This window comes from Arthrobacter sp. P1_D12 (genome assembly GCF_056406175.1).
Window position 1 is genome coordinate 52,296 of sequence record NZ_JBFUAR010000011.1, and the last position, 16,095, is coordinate 68,390.

Below are 16,095 nucleotides of genomic sequence, written 5' to 3' on the forward strand. Positions count from 1 at the left end.
TGGAACAAAGCACCAGCTTAGCTCGGGATGACGGCCTCATAGCTGGGATTGGCCCTCCTAAGGCCATGGATGTCGATGGCCAGTAGCTTCTGCCCACGGGCGGCCAGCTGAAGTTCCCGCTGGTGGCCAGTAAAACTGCCCGGTGATGGCCAACAGATCTGCCCACTGATTGGTTTCGGCGGGGTTGGCCATCGTTGGTTGGTCAGTTCAGCCGGGTCACCCCTTTTCCGGCGAGGGCCTGGGTCAGGCGGATGGAGTCGCCGCTGGTTTGGCAGACGTGTACGTCGTGCAGCAGCCGGTCAACGGTGGCGGTGGCGAGGTTTTTGGGCATGGGTTCATCGAACCCGGCGGGGTGCAGGTTGGAGCTGATCGCGACGGAGCGTTTTTCGTAGGCTGCGTCCACGACCCGGTAGGGGCCTTCGGCGGCGTCCGTGGCGACCGGCAGCAGGCCTATATCGTCGATGACCACGAGCTCGGCGCGCAGGATCGTGGACACTGCCCGCGTGACGCTGTCATCGGTGCGGTGCGCGCGGATCAGGACGCCGAGGTCCTCGAGCCTGAACCAGGCCACCCGCATCCCGGCTTCCGCGGCCTGCTGGCCGAGGGCTTCGAGAAAGAAGGTCTTGCCGGTGCCGGAGGGCCCGCAGACGACCAGGTTCTCCCTGCGGGTGATCCATTCCAGGTCCGCAGCGCCTGCTGTGTCGGAGCCGGGATGGAGGATGCTGCCGGGTCCCAGGCATCGAAGGTTTTCCCGGTCGGGAAGCCTGCGGCTTTGCGGCGGGACGCAAGCATGGACCGTGCCGGCCCGCGGCTTCCTCGGTGACGAGCGCCTTGATGACCTCGACCGGTTCCCAGCGCTGCGCGCGGGCGGTCGCGATTAATTCCGGGGTCAGCGCCCGGGCATGGGGCACTTTCAGGGACCGCATCAGAGCCTCCAGGTCGGCCGGCAGCGGTGCAGCCGCGGTGTTCGTCGCGGTGACGTGATGGGCATTTCTCCCGGCGGGTTTATACGCGATTTTCAGAGTGCAGTATTTATGAGGCTTTCGGAGCGGGAATCAGCGGAAGAGTGCCGCGGTGGAGGACCGGCTTACGGCATCTCCTATTGCTTCATGTCAACATCTCCGCGGAGATTGATTCGTTGACATAGAAACCCTCCGCGTAGCACCATTCATTACCTCAGAGGGAGACATCCGCTACGGCGTGGTTCTGCAATGAGGCGATGGTTGCGTGTTGCAGTCTGCTCCGCTCAGTCAAGTTCAACGTCCGCGTAGATCGCCGCATGATCCGATCCAGCATGGACCGATGAGGTCATAGTCGGGTAATGCGGAAAAAGCGTGCCGTTCTTTCCACCCCAGACGCCTTTCCGGAAGATCGCACCTCCCGTGACGCGGGAGTACAGCGCCGGTGACAACAGCACATAGTCGATCTTCTGACTGGCCGTTCCATTCGCATACGTCCCCGGCCGACCGTCGCTGGAAAACGTAGGGTGGGTCGAGATGTCGCGCAGATCTGTGTCCTGCAGGAGCGGCTTCAGCGGATCACTGGGAGGAGTGTCGTTGAGATCCCCAAGGACCACGACATTCTCCTCGCCCCTTGCCCGAAGTGCACCGTAGATCTCCGCGACCCTAGTTGCCTGTCGACGCCGCTTCGCGTCATTGTCCGATTGCAGTCCATACCCTTTGCTTTTGAAATGGTTGACGAGCACGACAATTCTCGTGCCGGACGCGAGCTGCACCGTGTATTCAGGGCAGTCGCGCCCGAAGATCAGGCGACCGCCGGCATCTTGGTCATCGACATGCGGGTGAACGGCAAGGATAGAGTGCGTCGGTTTCGTCATGAGCCCGACGTCGATCCCGCGGTCGTCGTTGCCGTCGATGACCATGACGTGCGGGTAGGCGGGTCCACCCTGACTGGTGACCACGCCAGCATCCGTGAAATGCTTCAAAGCGATCCGGCTTTCCGCCTCGACGACCGCGATGATGTCAGCATCCACGTCCTCGATCACCTTCGCGGTGTGGGTCATGGCGAGCTCGTCCACTCTTTCCTTGACCAGGTCGACCCAGCCAATCCAGTCGCCTCGGCCATCCGCGACGACCTCGATGCTCGCCGGATGATTGGCTGTGGCGCGGTGGCGCGTAACAAGCCGGTCGCGTATTTGTCGGAGGACGGCGAAAGACGCGGAATCGGAGGCCGTTAGGCCGAGTAAGTCCAAAAGCTGGAGGATCTCAATTTTGACCGCCGACGTGTAGCCGTCCTCCTGGAAAAGCGCGTTGATCCTCGCGTGAGCAGCGAGAATTGGGTTGCCGCCGGGCTGCATTTGACCGGTCATCGCTTTCGGTCGCTCGAAGAGGTTCTCCACGTTCAGCGACGCGATTCGGATCCGTGCCATCCCCCACTCCGTCCGCTAAGCCGCGCAGGAGCGCGACCATTGCCCTCGGTTGGAAACAGAGTACTCGCGGATTGAGCTGCAGCGAAAGATATCCACTGTCACACACAGCGCCCGCCGCGCCGCTGGTGGACCTCACAACAACGCGGACAGGTGACGCCGCCATTTAATACGAAGGAACAACTGCCGAGAAAATTCAGAAAGTCGCAGAGAACGACAGGCCAATGTCGGAGGAACCTTCGTCGACAAGACACCCGCCGGCCAGGTATCCCACCGAGCAGGAGAACTCCTGTTCGGACTTTTAAACACACCATTCCGCGCCGCACCCGTGAAACTCCCGGGCTAGTGAGACCACTCCCCGCCGACGCGTTGACTGATTCGTTATGCTCTTGACCTCGTGGTCGGTTAGGGTCCAGCCTTTAGGTCCGGAGCCTCAGATGGCCTCCCTAAAGGGAAAGGGGCGGTCATGCCTCTGGTACTTGCAAAAATCCTTGGACCAATCACTCCGCTGTCGGACTCTGTCCACGCGGAGCATGTTCTGCCTGGCGCCGTGGCCAGCATCCTGGTCAATGGGGACGCTATTAATCGAACGCAAACCGCGAGCAGCAACACGGTCGAAATCCCCCTTACAGGTTTTTCCTTGCAGCCGCAGGACGTGATCACGGTTCTCTGGAGCCTGGACGGTGAAACAAGCAAGCCGAGTCCCCCAGAGATAGTTCTGGACTACCCCAAAAAAAGCCTGCCGTCGCCTGTTTTTCTGTCCAGCGTTCATACCGTCGTTGACTGGATCGCCATCAGCGGACTGTACCCCGGTGCCACCGTTGAAGTCTTTTCCAGCAGCAACACGTTGATAGGTGGGCCGCAAACGGCCGACCTAGGCGTACTTCAGGTTGAAATCCACGGGCCCGTTTCCGCCGGCGATGAACTGAAGGCAGTCCAAACGGTTCAGGTTCCCGGCGTTGGGCCAGTTGCCAGTACGGATGGAAAGTCACTTCCAGCGGAGCGTCGATTCAAAGGAGATGAATCTCCTGCGCAGCCGGTGATCATTGGTCCCATTCATGAGTGTGCCCGCGCTGTACTTGTGGGCGGGGCGGTGCCGGGATGCTACGTGGAATTGCGCACAGGAGGCGATGTCTTCGAATACCGGGCTGTGGAAGAAACGTTCTGGGCAATGCTACCCAGAGATGCACATGCCCCTGCTACTTTCGACGCGACTTCGGCCCTGAGACGGCTCGGCAGAAAAAGCATTCCCTCCGGACCCGTTGTTGTTGATCCGACACAGCAGTTGGATGCGCCCTTACTTGCACCCTCGACCCAGTATTGTCCGCTAACGGTGGCCGTAGCAGCCAGCCGCATGAGCCCGGGGACTGAACTCACCTTCGAGATGCGGGGTGGTGTTGGGGGCACGACTATGCTGGGTAGGGCCGGCGCCCCAGTAGACTCCACTTCGGACAGCTACTACTTCGGCGACCTGTCCTCCCTGGTTCCGGCATCGCCCCCATATCCATCCATTGTTCTTACGGAACGGGCCTGCGCCCTGAGTTCTGAATCGGATCCCGCCCACGTCTGGCCGCCTTCATCCATTCAGGAGGTCCCGCCCGGTTTCTTTACCCCGCCTGTGGCCTGCGCATGGTGGCTAAACGTGCTGAACGTCGTTGGGTGTGTGATCACAGTCCATTCTGACGCGTCCGATTGGCCCCTGCTGGCCTACTGGAAGCAAACTGACATGGATGGATGGATCCTCTTGAACCGAAGCCTGCGGGCCGGCGAGCAGATATGGGTAACGATCGAATCCGGGTGTGTGCACGACAATCTGCGCAATTCTGCGCAGATTGAGGTCCTGGACCATGGAGACCTCAACGCGGTTCGTCTGGACGAGCCGATACGTCCCGGGCACAACCGCACGGTGTGGGTTTCCGGCGCCATTCCCGGCGCAAGGGTGCACGTGTTCGTCAACGACGTACTAAGGACCAGCGTTTGGGCGACAGGTAACGTCACCAGTACCCTCTTGCCAATCTATGTGGGGGACCTCCGAGAGAGGAATAGGGTCAGGGTTCGCCAGGAAATGTGCGGGGAAGTCGGTGCTCTTTCACCAGATAATGTCTTCGCCACGACGGGACAAATGATTCTGGAGGTCTCCCCAAGCTTCGTGGACCGCGGTCAAAGCGTCGCCGTGACCATACATGCCAGAGATGCGGAGACGGGCACCATCCTGTTGTATACAAGCGGCAGCTCGCCCGTATACGGCCCCGTGGGCTTTGTGGGATATACCAGCCAGCCCTTCACGGTCACCACTTCGGACAAGACGCCGTCTCCCATCCACTTCACCGTCAACGCGGAGGGCTACACATCGGGGTCCGTCGATCTACCCATTCATGAGCCCGCCCCGCCTCCGCCGGCCACTCTAGCCATCACATCTCAAGTGGCCATTGGTGTGGGCTATCAAGTCATCACGGAGCTTGAATGGACCTTGATCGGTGGGAACCAGAAATTCGTTGGATCGCAGAAACCGAACACCACCAGTTGCGTAATAACCATCCCCCTACCTACCCCTCCGGGAGGCGGGCACGTTGACTACGCTTTGGCAGGGGAGGCGACGATCGAATTCATCCACCCGAAAACAGGGGACAAGATGAAGCACGCCGTCACCGTGTTCAGATCCCTTGATGTTTTCGTGGGATCAATAACAGTCGCCAACTGGAATGGGACGCCTAAGTCCATGGAGGTCAACATCGCTTGGACAGCTCTTGTTAATAATCAGACAAAAGAACAAACCGGCGAGGTTTTCTACTTCGTCCTCGCCTGAGATTCACTTAAGAAACCCCTGCCGTGACTACAAGGGACGCTCCTCCCCTCGCGTATTAGCGTTCGATCCCGCCGCGTTCCAGTGCTTTGCCTTTGCCGCCTGTTCTGGACATCTTCGATGTCCTGGCCACCGAGGGCTTCTGCGCAACGGCGGCCGCGGGGTGGGTGCCTTGGTGCTTGTCTGCCACGAGCCGTGAGTTTACGGCTTCGCGGTCGCCCATGCCTTCCAGCCGTTCGGCCAGATTCTGGCGCCGTTCGGCGGTATCCCAAGCCGGGTCGCTTTTGTCTGCCCGGTCCTGTCGGTTGGCGCCGGCAACTGCTGCGCCGGCCACCATCTCATCGGTGAGCGCGGCCGATCCTTTGGTCCGTTCCCTTTCGGCTTCGGAGCGGGCCTGCTGTGCCCGTGCAAGGGCCTCGGACACGGATGCCTCGTCCGCACCGGTGTTGTTCACATCGATGCCGTAGCGGCTCTGGACCTGTTCGCTGATTTTCCCGGCTGCCTGGGCCGCTTCGGTGTCATGGGCCTTCCATGCCGTGGCGGTCTCGTGAACCCGTTCGATCATTTCGGGGGTGGCTTTGTCCCACCAGTCCTCGCGGCCGACCGGCGCCAGCTGGGCCCAAGCGGCAGCGCGCTGGGCGTCAAAGCGTTCCTGCAGCTCCCGGGCCCGTTGTTCCTCGGCTGCGGCGATGTTGCGCTGTTCCTGTTCGCGCATTCTGGCAAGCTGCTCGCCGATGCGGGCCGCGACCATCAGCCCGGTACGCATCGCCCCGTCCACTGCATCTTCCATTCCGTCTGCTTCGCTCATGCTCTTCCCCTATCGCTCGATGCCTGGATTGTTCTGCCGGTGGGCCTCTTCGGTCCGTGACTGCGCTCCCTGCAGCTGCGCTGCGTCCGGTCGGGTCAGAACGGGTGGCAGCGGTGATCCACCTTGTGAACGTTCGATCAGGAGCCTTGATCTAAGGGCTTCCTCGGACGCTTCCGGGTGCTGTTGGCGCAGTGTCTCCATTGACATCGACTGTGCCTTGAGTGTCTGCGCGGTGGCGCTGGCTTCGACAACCTTGCTGGCTGCCCGGACGGCTGTGGAAAGACCCCGGACACGGCGCAGATCGTCGGTGGCCTTGTGCATGTCGTGGATGGCCCGTGCTGTCTGGGCGAGCTGCCGGAACATGAGGGCGTAGGCGGCGCGGTCGCTCTTGGAGGTCGCGGCCAGGAGGATCATGGTGGCCCCGCGTGCCGAGGGCAAGGACAGTACCGGGCGTGCCGGGTAACGGCGCAACTGGGCGGACTTGGCGAGCTCCCTGGCGGCGTCCGCCAGCGGTCCCGGGGTCGGTTCGATCCTTTTGGACCATGCACCGAAAGCCGCCGATGTCTCGCAGGCTGCCTGCGCCCAGGCGGCATGATCATCGTGCGGGGTGGTGGCCAGTTTCTCCCGGAGGGAACTGACGTCATTGGCGTACTTGCTCCACAGCTCAGCCGATGGCTGCAGCGTCTCCCGGCCGGGGCTTACCGGCCGGCGGTTGCGCGCCGCAGCGTTCCATTCCCCGACTGCGGACGCCGCTGACTCCGGGGTGCTCTCCCACTCTGCCCGGAGCTTGGGCAACGCCAGGTCACGTCCCAACGAGTTGCCGCCGAACCACACGGCACGTTCTCCCTTGCGGGGGCGTTCGGCCACGGAGTAGCCGGTCACGACGTCGGTACGGCCAGCCGCGTAGCGGGGGCGCACGAGGATCCCCTCCTGGCGTGCCCGGCGGACAAACTCTGCCTCATCCGTCGATGCTCCGGCGCAGACGCGCACCTTGCGGGCGAGGCTGTGGCGTTCCACCTCGGGCAGTCCCTGGCGGATGGCTTTGGCCTGTTCCGCGGGGGTGAAGCCTCGTTCGGCCCGTACGGCGTCGAGCTCGGTGAGGCCGTACTTTTTCTCGAGGGTCCGGGCGACCTGTTGGGACTTGTACTTGCTCTTCCAGCTGTTCCATTTGGTGCCGTCGTCCCGGACCATGCTGGCCACGATGTGGATGTGGTCGTTGCCGTTCTTGCTCAGTCCGTGACGGACGGCAACCCACCGGACCGGGGCCTTGCCGCCGTCCTCGGTGAAGTCCATGTCCTTCATGAAGTCGTTCGCGATGGCACCCCAACGCTCGTCGCTAAGCTGGCCTTCTTCCGCGGCCAAACTCAGCGAACAGTGGAAGACGTGGCCGCCGTCAACCTCTGTTTTGTAGAACTGGTGTGCCCTGTCCAGTGCGTTGGCGATGTCCAGGGCCGCGTCGCGGTTCAGTTCGTTATCGTCGTGCCATGCCATGAGTGCCGAGTCGCCGGCGACAAGGTGCGGTTCCTCGTGCTCGTTGGCGCGTCCCGGGCCCGCGAGATACATCATCAGGCCCGCCATCCGGTCGCCCTGGGTAATGTTCGGAATCACGGCAGAATCACCGGCCGGCCATCTCGGCGAGCTGCCGGTCAATCCGGATGATCACGGACTTCGCGTGCGCTATCGTTGCCGCCGCTTCGGGCGGCACTTCGCCGGTCGAGTTGGCGTGCCGGGCAATCTGGTTGATGTTGTTCGCGACTGACCCGACAAGGCGCTGCAGAGTGGAAAGCTGCATGAACTGATCGCGCCGTTCCGAGGGGCTTTCGCTGTCCTCATTCAGGGCCGCTTCGATCAGAAGCCTCGGGATCGTGACGCGGTGCTTCTCCGCCAGGGCGAGAAGCTGGGCTTCTTCTTCGGGGCTGACCTTGACCTCGTGACGGTGCATTCTTCCGCCGTCGACGTTGGCCCGGCGGCGGCGGGACTTCCAACCGGCGAAGCCGTTGCCTTCAGTCATTGTCCCGCCCTTCGTTCCTTTGCCAGCGCAGCGACCCGGAACTCCGGGACCAGACTTCAGTCTGCCGTGACGAGGATGGCAATCCGTGGAGCGACACGAACTTAGCCCGGCTAAGTTCCCAGCTTGCTCCGCTGCGGTCACCGAACCATCCGCCTGTCACCGTGTCATCCACGGACGCCAGTAGGTGGCGGGCTAGGGTGGGTGGCATGGCGAACCTCGACATTGAACAGACACGTAACCAGGCCCGCGCGCTGCTCGACTCGCGCATCGAATCCGTCACCGCACTGGTGAAGACCCGGCAGCGGGTCGCGGACCTCAAGGAACAACTCAGCGAAGCCGAACGCGACGACAAACGCGCTTACGTCCGGGCCACCAAGGATGGATGGAACGCCGAGGAGCTGAAGAAGCTCGGCCTCGAACCCGGGGCAGTCACCCGCCGGCGCAAAGCCTCACCGGTGGAGACCGCCGGACAGGCGTCCACTCCCCCGCACGGTGACGTCCTGACCACCGCGACCACACAGCCCTAACGGGCGGCCGGGTCCTTCCCCATGGACCAAGCCTGGGGCGCCCGGCGCACCAGACGTCAGGGCCGGCTTTCATCAGCCAAGGACCACAAAAAAAGCACCCGCGAGCGGGTGCACCAAACCACCCAACGGCCGTCACCTTACCGGGGCGGCCGTCGTCCGTTTCCGGTCATCGCCGGGTGCCGCTGCCGCTCCGGCAGGAGGTTTGATTGGCGCCCCAGGCGGGTAGGTTGTTCCATTGGTTCAGGTGGCCGGGTCGATGAGTTCGGGGCCGTTGTTGCGGACGCTGTTCACCCGGTCCGTGACCACCGTCGGCGTCAGGACCGGTTCGGGAATGGCATCCAGGATTCTCTGCACCTCGGTCTTGTCGGTGGTGCCGGGGTTGAGCCAGTCATGGAACATCTCCGGCGGGACGATGACCGGGGCCCGGTCGTGGACATGGCCGAGGGAGTCGTGGGCCGTGGTGGTGAGCACGGTGCAGCTGAGCAGCCACCGGTGCGGGTCATCCACGGGGAGGGACGGGTCCGGCCAGAACTCATAAAGCCCGGCAAAGGCCAGCAACTCATTCTTCTCCGAGTGGAGGTAGTGCGGGATCTTTTTCCCGTCCGGGGTTTTCTCCCACTCGTAATATCCCTCGGCCGGGATCAGGGCGCGCCGCTTGATCGCCGCCTTGCGGAAGGCCGGCTTATCCAGGATGGATTCGCTCCGGGCGTTGATCAGCTTCGAACCGATCTTCACCTCCTTCGCCCAGGACGGGACGAGGCCCCAGCGGGCGATCAGGAGCCGGCGTTCCACCGCGTCCTCATCCAGCCTCTCGGCGATGATAGGGACGTCCTGGGTTGGCGCCACATTCCAGGACGGCGGGGGCGGGCTGCCCTCGACTTCCTTCGCCTCGAAATGGGCCAGGAGATCCCCGGTGGCCTTGGACATCACGTACCTGCCGCACATGCCTTAATTCTCCCCCCGGCAGGGGTTGCGGCGGAGGGATAGGCGGGTCAGTCCTCGGTGGTTTCCGGGATTTGTCCGGCCGCGATCCGCTGGGCCGTTCTGTCGTAGGCGGCTTCGATGTAGGCCAGCAGGTCGTCTTCCCGGACGCGCCAGACGTTCCGGCCGCCGAACTGCGCGGCCCGCAGTTCCCCGCTGCGCACCAGCGTATAGACCAGAGGGCTGTTGACGTTCAGGATCTCCTTCACCTGATCCAGCGTCAGCATTCTCGGCCATACCCGGCCGTTGAGGGCCGGCGGCGTCTGGGCCGGTTCCGTGGTCTTTCCGGGCATGGGTCAGTTGTCCTTGGTGTCGCGTTGGCGGATCTCGTCGCGGGTGCGCTGGCCGTGCCTCAGCGTCCCGGCCGGGGCGGGCTCCCATGTCCTGCCTTGGTTGTGTTTGCGCTGCAAGCGTTTCACTTCCCGCATCGTGGCGCGGACGATGAAGTCCGACACGCTCGCGTCCCCTTCAAGCCGGCCGGTGGCCAGGAACGCTGCCCGGACCTGCCCGGCCTGTTCCTCGGTGAAGTACGGGGTGAACGCAGGAATTTTTTTAGCCGGCATCCGGCGTCCTGGGCCAGGGGTGGAGGCTGTCCAGGTATCCGGGCTTCAGGCTCATGCTTCCGTCGTCGGTGGTCCGGACATCCGAGTGCTCGTGGCTACCGCCGGCGTGGGCGATGGCGGCCAGTAGGAGGTCAAGGTTGCCCCGGTCCAGTCCCGGAACAACCTTGCCCAGATCGACCGAATAAGCGTCGGACAGCGAGGTGGCCAGCAGCAGGAAACGCCGCTCCCCGCCGGAGAGCCCGTCAACGTGTTCCGGGATGGCCGCGAAATCGATCCACACGTTTCCGCCGCCGTCCTCCTGCTTCACCCATGGCTGCCCGAGCCTGGCAAACCGGCCGCCGAAGGCGCGCAACAGGAGCTCCGTTGCCGCCTCAAGGGTGTAGGTGCCTTTGGCCCAGACCCGGAGTTCATCATCGTGAGTCATGGACCAGCCTTTCAGTGGACGGGGGCGGGACGGTGCTGTCTGAAGACTAGTGCTGCAGATGGCTCACGGCCAGCCTTGGCCGTGGCCGCGGACAGTAATTAGAAGACCGGCTCGGTATCAGGGGAGGGGAGGTTGATGTGGCCGGCCGGGTTGGCGGCGAGGCCGAACCACGCCTCGTCGTCTCCGTACTCCCGGGGGGACAGGCTGAACCTGTCCGGCGGGTGCTCCTCGTCCTGCTCCGGACCCGGACCGGTGCGCGTGACCACGGCCGTGACGTGGCGCAGGGACGGGCCGATGTCCTCGACCTCGAGCTCGACAACAGTGCGCACCTCCCCCGTCTTCGTCGTATAGGACCGGGGCTTCAGGGTCCCGATGGCGATCACACGCATCCCCCTGGTCAGCGACGCTGCCACATGTTCGGCGGTGCCGCGCCACGCCGTCGCGGGCACGAACTCGGTGTCCCCGTCGGCCCACTTACCGGGCCTGGCATCGAAGGTCGTTGGGGTGGAGGCGATGGTGAATCGGGTGAGGGCCGTCCCGGATCCGGTGGAGCGTAGCTCGGGGTCGGCGGTGAGGTTGCCGATGACGATAATGGCGGTCCCGCCGCTCATGCGGAGACGCCTTCCCGGGTTCCGGCTTCGATTCCAATGACCCGGGCGATCTTGTCCGGGTTCAGCCCGGACCAGTGGTCCTCTGTATTGTCCTTGTCGTAGACCACGACCGGGATCTGGGAGTAGCCGAGCTCTTCGGTAATGTACTCAAACGCGGCCGGGCTGGTGGTCACGTCCACCTCGGTGAAGGCGACACCGGCGTCGGTGAACTTCTGCTTGGTTTTGGTGCAGCCAAAGCATCCTGCGGGCTTGGTGTAGATGGTGACAGTCATGGTCAGTCCTCGGTTTCGTATCACTCTTAGTTAGGTTCGTCTGCTCTGTACTGCTGCCTCAATTCTACCAATCATTCAACTGAATAAATAGGAATTTTTCCGCTAGTTCTAGAGGTTTTTGCCTGCACTTTTGTGACCATTCGCGCCGGTGAGACCGTCAGCAAAGAGGCGTTGAGCCACCCGGCACACCCGGTCCCCGGAATAGAGCCGCGGTAGAAGTTGCCCCGGGATTCGCCGCATCTGCGCACGGCAGGGTCCCCGCCCGCTCCTGCTGTCGTCCACGGCCAATCTTCCCGGCTGCTGACCGGTCTGGGGAGACAATGAACGCAGGTGCGGTCGATGGGTGATGACAAAAAGCCCGGCGGTGATGTGTTGAGCCACTTCGAAGCTGCGGAAGTTGGGGGGTGGTGATCACCGGCAAGGACTGTGATCGCGCGGGCCAGGTCTGTGTCCTTGGGCAGGGGCCGGTGGGCGGCCCTGTCGGTGCGCGGTGTCCAAGGTAGGTCGTGCTCGGTCGCGCCAACGGCGGTCCGCCGCTGGTGAGTGGCTGCTGTGGTTCGCCCTGGGCGGCGGACCCCCGCGTTGCGGGAGGTTCCCGGCCCTTCACGGGGTGAGTGGCCGGGCGGCTGTATTGGGGGTCAGCCGCCCGGCTCACTGTCAGATTACTCGGTTTCGGCGGTGTGCTTGTCGAGGATGATCTGCTCCACGTCGCTGGCGGTGTAGCCCCAGGAGATGAGCTGGTTCAGGTAGTGGAAGTGCCGCTTTTCGGCGCTCCGCCATGAGTCTTTCTGGATGGTCTTTTCATAGCCTGCGCAGATCAGGGCGATCAGGGAGAATTCGGGCCGGGCCGTGGTGGCGGCGATGTGGTCCCGCAGGGGGTTCCAGCCCCACCGGTCGGTGCCCTCACCGGTCTTGGCCCCGATCATCTCGGCGGCCACCTTGCCCTCGTAGCCGCTGGCGGTTTCGGGGTCGTGGGTGATGGCGTGGACGGTGAAGTACTGCCAGCCCTTCGGTGCGGCCTTGCGGGACAGCAGGGTCTTCACGAATTCCCGCCTGACCTTGGTTGCTGTTTCCATCTCGCGGTTGTTGGCGATCAGGGTCTTCCGCTCGGCCTTCTGTTCCTCGGTCATCGAGCCATTCTGCGCCCCGGTGCCGCCGTCGTAGCGTTCGTACTTCGGGGTGAAGCCCAGATCCTTCCAGCCGGTGACTACGGGGACGGCGGTGTGCTGGCGCCGGTAGTCGGTGCTGACCAAGTAGGCGTTGGCGTCCTCCTCGGTGGCCGGTTCCCCGTCGGCCCGCTTCAGCGCGTCCACGCGGAGGGTGTCGTGGTCGCCGTAGTGCCCGGCGTCCTCCACCACGGTCTGTCCCTCGGCCTCGAGGGCGGCTTTCAACGCGGCCAGCTGCTCGCGGGAGTCGCGTTCGTCCCGCAGTTTCTGGGTCATGTGGTCCAGATATTCGGGTTCGTCCTTGATGACGGATTCCAGCTCGGCCGTCGCGTCCTCGTCGGCTTCGAATTCGGCGAGGATGAGGGCCTGTTCGACGGTGTAGCCGTTGTGCAGTGCCTGGGCACCGGCGGTGGTCGCTTTGGCCTTCAGAGCGCTTTCAACGGTGATCTTGGTCCGTCCGGTCTTCTTGGCGATCGCGGCGGCCGAGACGCCGATCAGGGAGAGCTGGTGGTAGGCCTCTGCCTCGTCGGCTTCGGTGAGTTCGGTGCGCTGGATGTTCTCCACGACCTGCGTGATGAGCCGGTCAGCTTCCTCCGGGCTGGCCACGATCATGACGGGGATGGAGTCGCGTTCGGCCTCGATCGCTCCGAGAGTGCGGCGCTGGCCCATCAGCACGTGCACGGTGCCATCGTCCTTGCGGTGCGCGATCACGGGCTCGAGGACTCCGAGTTCCTTGATGCTGGCTACGAAACTGGCCGACAGGGCGGCGTCTTTCCGGACGTTGATATCGACCGTCAGGGTGGCCGGGTTGAGTTGTTCCAGCGTGGGTGTGGTGTTCATGGTGGTGTGTCCTTTTCCGAGGATGTGGTGGGCGGGGAGCGGTGGGTGACCGGCCAGCTTCCCCTTCTCCCCCCGACGCTTCTATGTCTGTCAAGCGGGTGGAAACGGGTGCGGGTGCGGGCCAAGTTGTTTTGCCGGTGGGTGGGGCGGCTTTGGTGACCGGCCAGCGTCCCCTCTCCCCCCGTTGTTTTGGCTGCTGGCGAAGCTTGCGGAGCTGTGGCCGACGGAGGCCTGTCTACCCGCAGGGCAAGGGGCGGGAAATTCCCGAAGGAAATCAGCGACGAAGGAGCGCCGCAGGGAAATTCCTGCACCGCAGGCCCCGACGAAGGAGGGGCTAGACCGGCCGGAGCGGACACGTACAATCCGACAGGACAGCAGCCAAAACAGAAAAAGCGCTTCTACAGCCCGAGCGAAGCGAGGCCCGTGCAGTAGGCCCGGGCGCTTGCTGGCGAGACCGAAACCCAGAGTCTTCAGGCAGCACGTCGATTCGGGCTACGTTGTAGTGCTCTCACGTGCAGCACGGGCTTGCTGTTGGCGTAGAGCGCTGCGCCGCTCCAACCAGTGAATCGCGGCGCTAAATCGTGTTCTTCTCGCAGCGCTTAGTGCACTCACAGCCGGCGGCACCGCAGCGGTCTTCAGATGGCCCGTCTTTGAAGCTCGCGGTACACGGTCGTCCGGGATACCCGGAACAGTTCGGCTAGTTCGGCCTGCGTGTGCTCCCCGGCGTCGTGCAGTTTCAGGAGGTGCTTCCGCTGCGCCTTGGACAATTTTGGTTGCTTGCCTTTCAGCCGCCCCTTGGCTTTTGCGACCGTCATTCCCTCGCGGGTACGTGCCCGGATCAGATCCGCCTCGAACTCGGCCACCATTCCCAGGACGTTGAAAAGCAGCCGGCCTACCGGGTCGGTCGGGTCGTGGGTGTTGCCGCCGAGACTGAGGACTACCCCTTTGGCCGTGAGCTCATCGGCAATGTCCCTGGCATCAGAAAGGGAGCGGGCCAGTCGGTCGAGCTTGGTCACCACGAGGGTATCGCCGGCTCGACATGCCGCCATCGCTTCACGGAGTCCAGGGCGCAGACGGTTAGCTCCTGTAAGTCCGTGATCGACAAAGATCTGCTTCTCTTCAACACCCAGGGCAAGGAGGGCGTTTCGTTGAGCGGTCAGATCCTGCTCGTTCGTCGAGACGCGGGCATAGCCGATCTTCATTCCGGTCATGAGGAGCATGGTTGCAGTAATCCCCCCATCACCGTGCATATCACCGTGCGGGTCTTGCGTACATGGACTGAGCCAGCACCTGCACGGGACGTAGCGGCGCGTTTTCTGGGCACGGTGATCGACCGGTTTACGGGCAGCCTTCAGAGACAGGCCGTATCGCAGATGAATTGAGGTTACTTGGCCTGAGCTGCGGAGAGCTCCTCGTATGTCGACCAAAAGTCGGTCATGGATCGAGGCTGGCCCAGGAGCAGCGCTTCTAGATACAGAAAATGGGTGTGCCACCCGGGCAGGTAGTTGGCTGCTTCGTCTCCGAGTCCGTCGTGCGTTAACGTCAGGCGAGTCGCACTATTTTCGGGAGAAAGAGTTATGAGGACTGTCGAGAGTGGTTCGTCCGGAAACTCCCAGGTCATGCGCAGCCGGCGTTCCGGTTCGCACTCCTGGACGCGACTGGTGCAGAAGTAGTTTTCCGCGTGCTCGATTCTTATGACATCTCCCGTGACGAATCTTCCAGCGCTCAGCTTCCCTAACCAGTGCGGCAGCGCCTCCGAGTCGGTGAGGCCCCACCAAAGGCGGTCCGACGGTACGTCTATGGACCAGGTGTGCAAGACACGATAATTCGCCGTGCGAATTGAACTTTCTATGAGAGGCATGACCAGACCCCTAACGCCGTTCTGAGACATCTTGCTCGATATAGCTGAGGTATTCCCTGAGTGGATTTTGCCCAGCCCGACGTTGCATCGTGTCTAGACCCTCGCCCAATCGTGTTGCGGAAGCCGGAAAAGGATCAGTGCAGACAACTTCGAACAATGACACCCGGGTGTCGGTTTCCGAAGTCGCCTGCACAACCTGGGATTAAGGGAGTCCGGTTGGGAACCCCTAGCGGCGCCGGGAGGAGGTTCCAAGTAAGCGGGCTGTCTGCCGAGGGACTTGAGGGCCGGGCCTATCCAGTGGAGACGTTTAGGCGTACAACGATGTCATGGGTGCCTTGGCTGCCTGGTCGCGCACGCGTTTTGGTCCGCTCGGTGCCGCAGTTGTCTCCGCGGCTTTGGTCATTGCCGGGAACGGTTGTGCAGGGGCCCCTCCAGGGCCGGCTCCGTCAAGCGTCGCCGCGACCCGAGCAGTGACCCAGGAAGCGATCCAGGCAGCGACGGAGTCTCTGGAACGCCGGGTCCAGCACTTTATGGATGGCGGTTCAACGGCCCTTGTTGTTCAGGTGCGATGGCCTGGCGGGGAATGGTCCAAGGCCTACGGGGTGCGAAACCTGGACAGCAAGGACCCTGCTCAGCCGCAGGACCGGGTATCGGTAGCCAGTATTACGAAGTCGATGGTCGCCGTCTCCGTCTTGAAACTCGTCGACCAGGGACTCATTGGGCTCGATGACCCGGTGAACGGCGTCCTGGAGAGTTTCCGGACCACGCTGCGGCCGCCCGGACCGATCACCGTCCGCCAGTTGCTGGACCACAACTCCGGCATGCCCGACTACGGAGACGCA

Annotated in this window: 17 protein-coding genes; 3 read left to right on the plus strand and 14 right to left on the minus strand. The window is 63.1% G+C overall.

The window, feature by feature from the left end; translation table 11 throughout:
• Positions 1-202 precede the first annotated feature (202 nt).
• Together AC1DZV_RS10060 and AC1DZV_RS10065 are read right to left on the minus strand one after the other, a co-directional pair.
• Positions 203-736: an ATP-binding protein gene (locus tag AC1DZV_RS10060; RefSeq protein ID WP_476953632.1), complete on the minus strand. Its 534-nt coding sequence runs from the start codon at positions 734-736 to the stop codon at positions 203-205.
• Between the two features lie 510 nt (positions 737-1,246).
• Positions 1,247-2,389: an endonuclease/exonuclease/phosphatase family protein gene (locus tag AC1DZV_RS10065; RefSeq protein WP_476953615.1), complete on the minus strand. Its 1,143-nt coding sequence runs from the start codon at positions 2,387-2,389 to the stop codon at positions 1,247-1,249.
• A gap of 463 nt (positions 2,390-2,852) precedes the next feature.
• On the opposite strand from AC1DZV_RS10065, the gene AC1DZV_RS10070 reads away from it, so the two are divergent.
• Positions 2,853-5,192, plus strand: a complete 2,340-nt coding sequence (locus AC1DZV_RS10070; RefSeq protein ID WP_476953616.1) for a hypothetical protein — start codon at positions 2,853-2,855, stop codon at positions 5,190-5,192.
• Positions 5,193-5,247: 55 nt separating this feature from the next.
• Here the strand turns inward: AC1DZV_RS10070 and AC1DZV_RS10075 are convergent, their stop codons facing one another.
• Genes AC1DZV_RS10075 through AC1DZV_RS10085 form a run of 3 tightly spaced genes read right to left on the minus strand, consistent with a single transcriptional unit; the run spans position 5,248 to position 8,008 of the window.
• Entirely contained in the window at positions 5,248-5,997 is a 750-nt protein-coding gene (locus tag AC1DZV_RS10075) for a hypothetical protein (RefSeq protein ID WP_476953617.1), read from the minus strand.
• 9 nt (positions 5,998-6,006) lie between these two features.
• Positions 6,007-7,605 (minus strand): relaxase/mobilization nuclease domain-containing protein, encoded by a 1,599-nt coding sequence (locus AC1DZV_RS10080; protein WP_476953618.1) that lies wholly within the window; start codon positions 7,603-7,605, stop codon positions 6,007-6,009.
• A 7-nt stretch (positions 7,606-7,612) separates the two neighbouring features.
• Positions 7,613-8,008, minus strand: a complete 396-nt coding sequence (locus tag AC1DZV_RS10085; RefSeq protein ID WP_476953619.1) for a plasmid mobilization protein — start codon at positions 8,006-8,008, stop codon at positions 7,613-7,615.
• A 206-nt stretch (positions 8,009-8,214) separates the two neighbouring features.
• On the opposite strand from AC1DZV_RS10085, the gene AC1DZV_RS10090 reads away from it, so the two are divergent.
• Positions 8,215-8,535, plus strand: a complete 321-nt coding sequence (locus AC1DZV_RS10090) for a hypothetical protein (protein ID WP_476953620.1) — start codon at positions 8,215-8,217, stop codon at positions 8,533-8,535.
• Between the two features lie 240 nt (positions 8,536-8,775).
• Here the strand turns inward: AC1DZV_RS10090 and AC1DZV_RS10095 are convergent, their stop codons facing one another.
• From AC1DZV_RS10095 to AC1DZV_RS10135, 9 genes are all read right to left on the minus strand, one after another.
• Positions 8,776-9,480, minus strand: a complete 705-nt coding sequence (locus tag AC1DZV_RS10095; protein ID WP_476953621.1) for an SOS response-associated peptidase — start codon at positions 9,478-9,480, stop codon at positions 8,776-8,778.
• Positions 9,481-9,527: 47 nt separating this feature from the next.
• On the minus strand, positions 9,528-9,809 hold the full coding sequence (locus AC1DZV_RS10100) for a helix-turn-helix domain-containing protein (RefSeq protein ID WP_476953622.1): 282 nt from the start codon (positions 9,807-9,809) through the stop codon (positions 9,528-9,530).
• Positions 9,810-9,812: 3 nt separating this feature from the next.
• The gene (locus AC1DZV_RS10105) at positions 9,813-10,079 is read right to left on the minus strand and encodes a ParB family protein (protein WP_476953623.1); all 267 of its coding nucleotides are present in this window, start codon (positions 10,077-10,079) and stop codon (positions 9,813-9,815) included.
• Positions 10,069-10,503: a hypothetical protein gene (locus tag AC1DZV_RS10110; protein WP_476953624.1), complete on the minus strand. Its 435-nt coding sequence runs from the start codon at positions 10,501-10,503 to the stop codon at positions 10,069-10,071. Before AC1DZV_RS10110 ends, AC1DZV_RS10105 begins: the two co-directional genes overlap by 11 nt.
• A 98-nt stretch (positions 10,504-10,601) precedes the next feature.
• Entirely contained in the window at positions 10,602-11,114 is a 513-nt protein-coding gene (gene ssb, locus AC1DZV_RS10115) for a single-stranded DNA-binding protein (RefSeq protein ID WP_476953625.1), read from the minus strand.
• A complete protein-coding gene (locus AC1DZV_RS10120) occupies positions 11,111-11,386 on the minus strand; it encodes a glutaredoxin family protein (protein WP_476953626.1) in 276 nt (91 codons plus the stop codon). Before AC1DZV_RS10120 ends, ssb begins: the two co-directional genes overlap by 4 nt.
• Positions 11,387-12,048: 662 nt before the next feature.
• The gene (locus AC1DZV_RS10125; protein WP_476953627.1) at positions 12,049-13,392 is read right to left on the minus strand and encodes a ParB/RepB/Spo0J family partition protein; all 1,344 of its coding nucleotides are present in this window, start codon (positions 13,390-13,392) and stop codon (positions 12,049-12,051) included.
• Positions 13,393-14,027: 635 nt separating this feature from the next.
• A complete protein-coding gene (locus AC1DZV_RS10130) occupies positions 14,028-14,603 on the minus strand; it encodes a recombinase family protein (RefSeq protein WP_476953628.1) in 576 nt (191 codons plus the stop codon).
• Between the two features lie 173 nt (positions 14,604-14,776).
• Positions 14,777-15,283 (minus strand): SRPBCC domain-containing protein, encoded by a 507-nt coding sequence (locus AC1DZV_RS10135; RefSeq protein ID WP_476953629.1) that lies wholly within the window; start codon positions 15,281-15,283, stop codon positions 14,777-14,779.
• 365 nt (positions 15,284-15,648) lie between these two features.
• On the opposite strand from AC1DZV_RS10135, the gene AC1DZV_RS10140 reads away from it, so the two are divergent.
• Positions 15,649-16,095, plus strand: a 447-nt coding sequence (locus AC1DZV_RS10140) for a serine hydrolase domain-containing protein (protein ID WP_476953633.1), incomplete at its 3' end; no start/stop codon positions are given.

What these genes read in the sequence shown, in the direction of transcription:
- AC1DZV_RS10065 (WP_476953615.1), bottom strand. Translation starts at nt 2,389, where the DNA reads ATGGCACGGATCCGAATCGCGTCGCTGAACGTGGAGAACCTCTTCGAG.
- AC1DZV_RS10070 (WP_476953616.1), top strand. Translation starts at nt 2,853, where the DNA reads ATGCCTCTGGTACTTGCAAAAATCCTTGGACCAATCACTCCGCTGTCG.
- AC1DZV_RS10075 (WP_476953617.1), bottom strand. Translation starts at nt 5,997, where the DNA reads ATGAGCGAAGCAGACGGAATGGAAGATGCAGTGGACGGGGCGATGCGT.
- AC1DZV_RS10085 (WP_476953619.1), bottom strand. Translation starts at nt 8,008, where the DNA reads ATGACTGAAGGCAACGGCTTCGCCGGTTGGAAGTCCCGCCGCCGCCGG.
- AC1DZV_RS10090 (WP_476953620.1), top strand. Translation starts at nt 8,215, where the DNA reads ATGGCGAACCTCGACATTGAACAGACACGTAACCAGGCCCGCGCGCTG.
- AC1DZV_RS10095 (WP_476953621.1), bottom strand. Translation starts at nt 9,480, where the DNA reads ATGTGCGGCAGGTACGTGATGTCCAAGGCCACCGGGGATCTCCTGGCC.
- AC1DZV_RS10100 (WP_476953622.1), bottom strand. Translation starts at nt 9,809, where the DNA reads ATGCCCGGAAAGACCACGGAACCGGCCCAGACGCCGCCGGCCCTCAAC.
- AC1DZV_RS10105 (WP_476953623.1), bottom strand. Translation starts at nt 10,079, where the DNA reads ATGCCGGCTAAAAAAATTCCTGCGTTCACCCCGTACTTCACCGAGGAA.
- AC1DZV_RS10110 (WP_476953624.1), bottom strand. Translation starts at nt 10,503, where the DNA reads ATGACTCACGATGATGAACTCCGGGTCTGGGCCAAAGGCACCTACACC.
- ssb (WP_476953625.1), bottom strand. Translation starts at nt 11,114, where the DNA reads ATGAGCGGCGGGACCGCCATTATCGTCATCGGCAACCTCACCGCCGAC.
- AC1DZV_RS10120 (WP_476953626.1), bottom strand. Translation starts at nt 11,386, where the DNA reads ATGACTGTCACCATCTACACCAAGCCCGCAGGATGCTTTGGCTGCACC.
- AC1DZV_RS10125 (WP_476953627.1), bottom strand. Translation starts at nt 13,392, where the DNA reads ATGAACACCACACCCACGCTGGAACAACTCAACCCGGCCACCCTGACG.
- AC1DZV_RS10130 (WP_476953628.1), bottom strand. Translation starts at nt 14,603, where the DNA reads ATGACCGGAATGAAGATCGGCTATGCCCGCGTCTCGACGAACGAGCAG.
- AC1DZV_RS10135 (WP_476953629.1), bottom strand. Translation starts at nt 15,283, where the DNA reads ATGTCTCAGAACGGCGTTAGGGGTCTGGTCATGCCTCTCATAGAAAGT.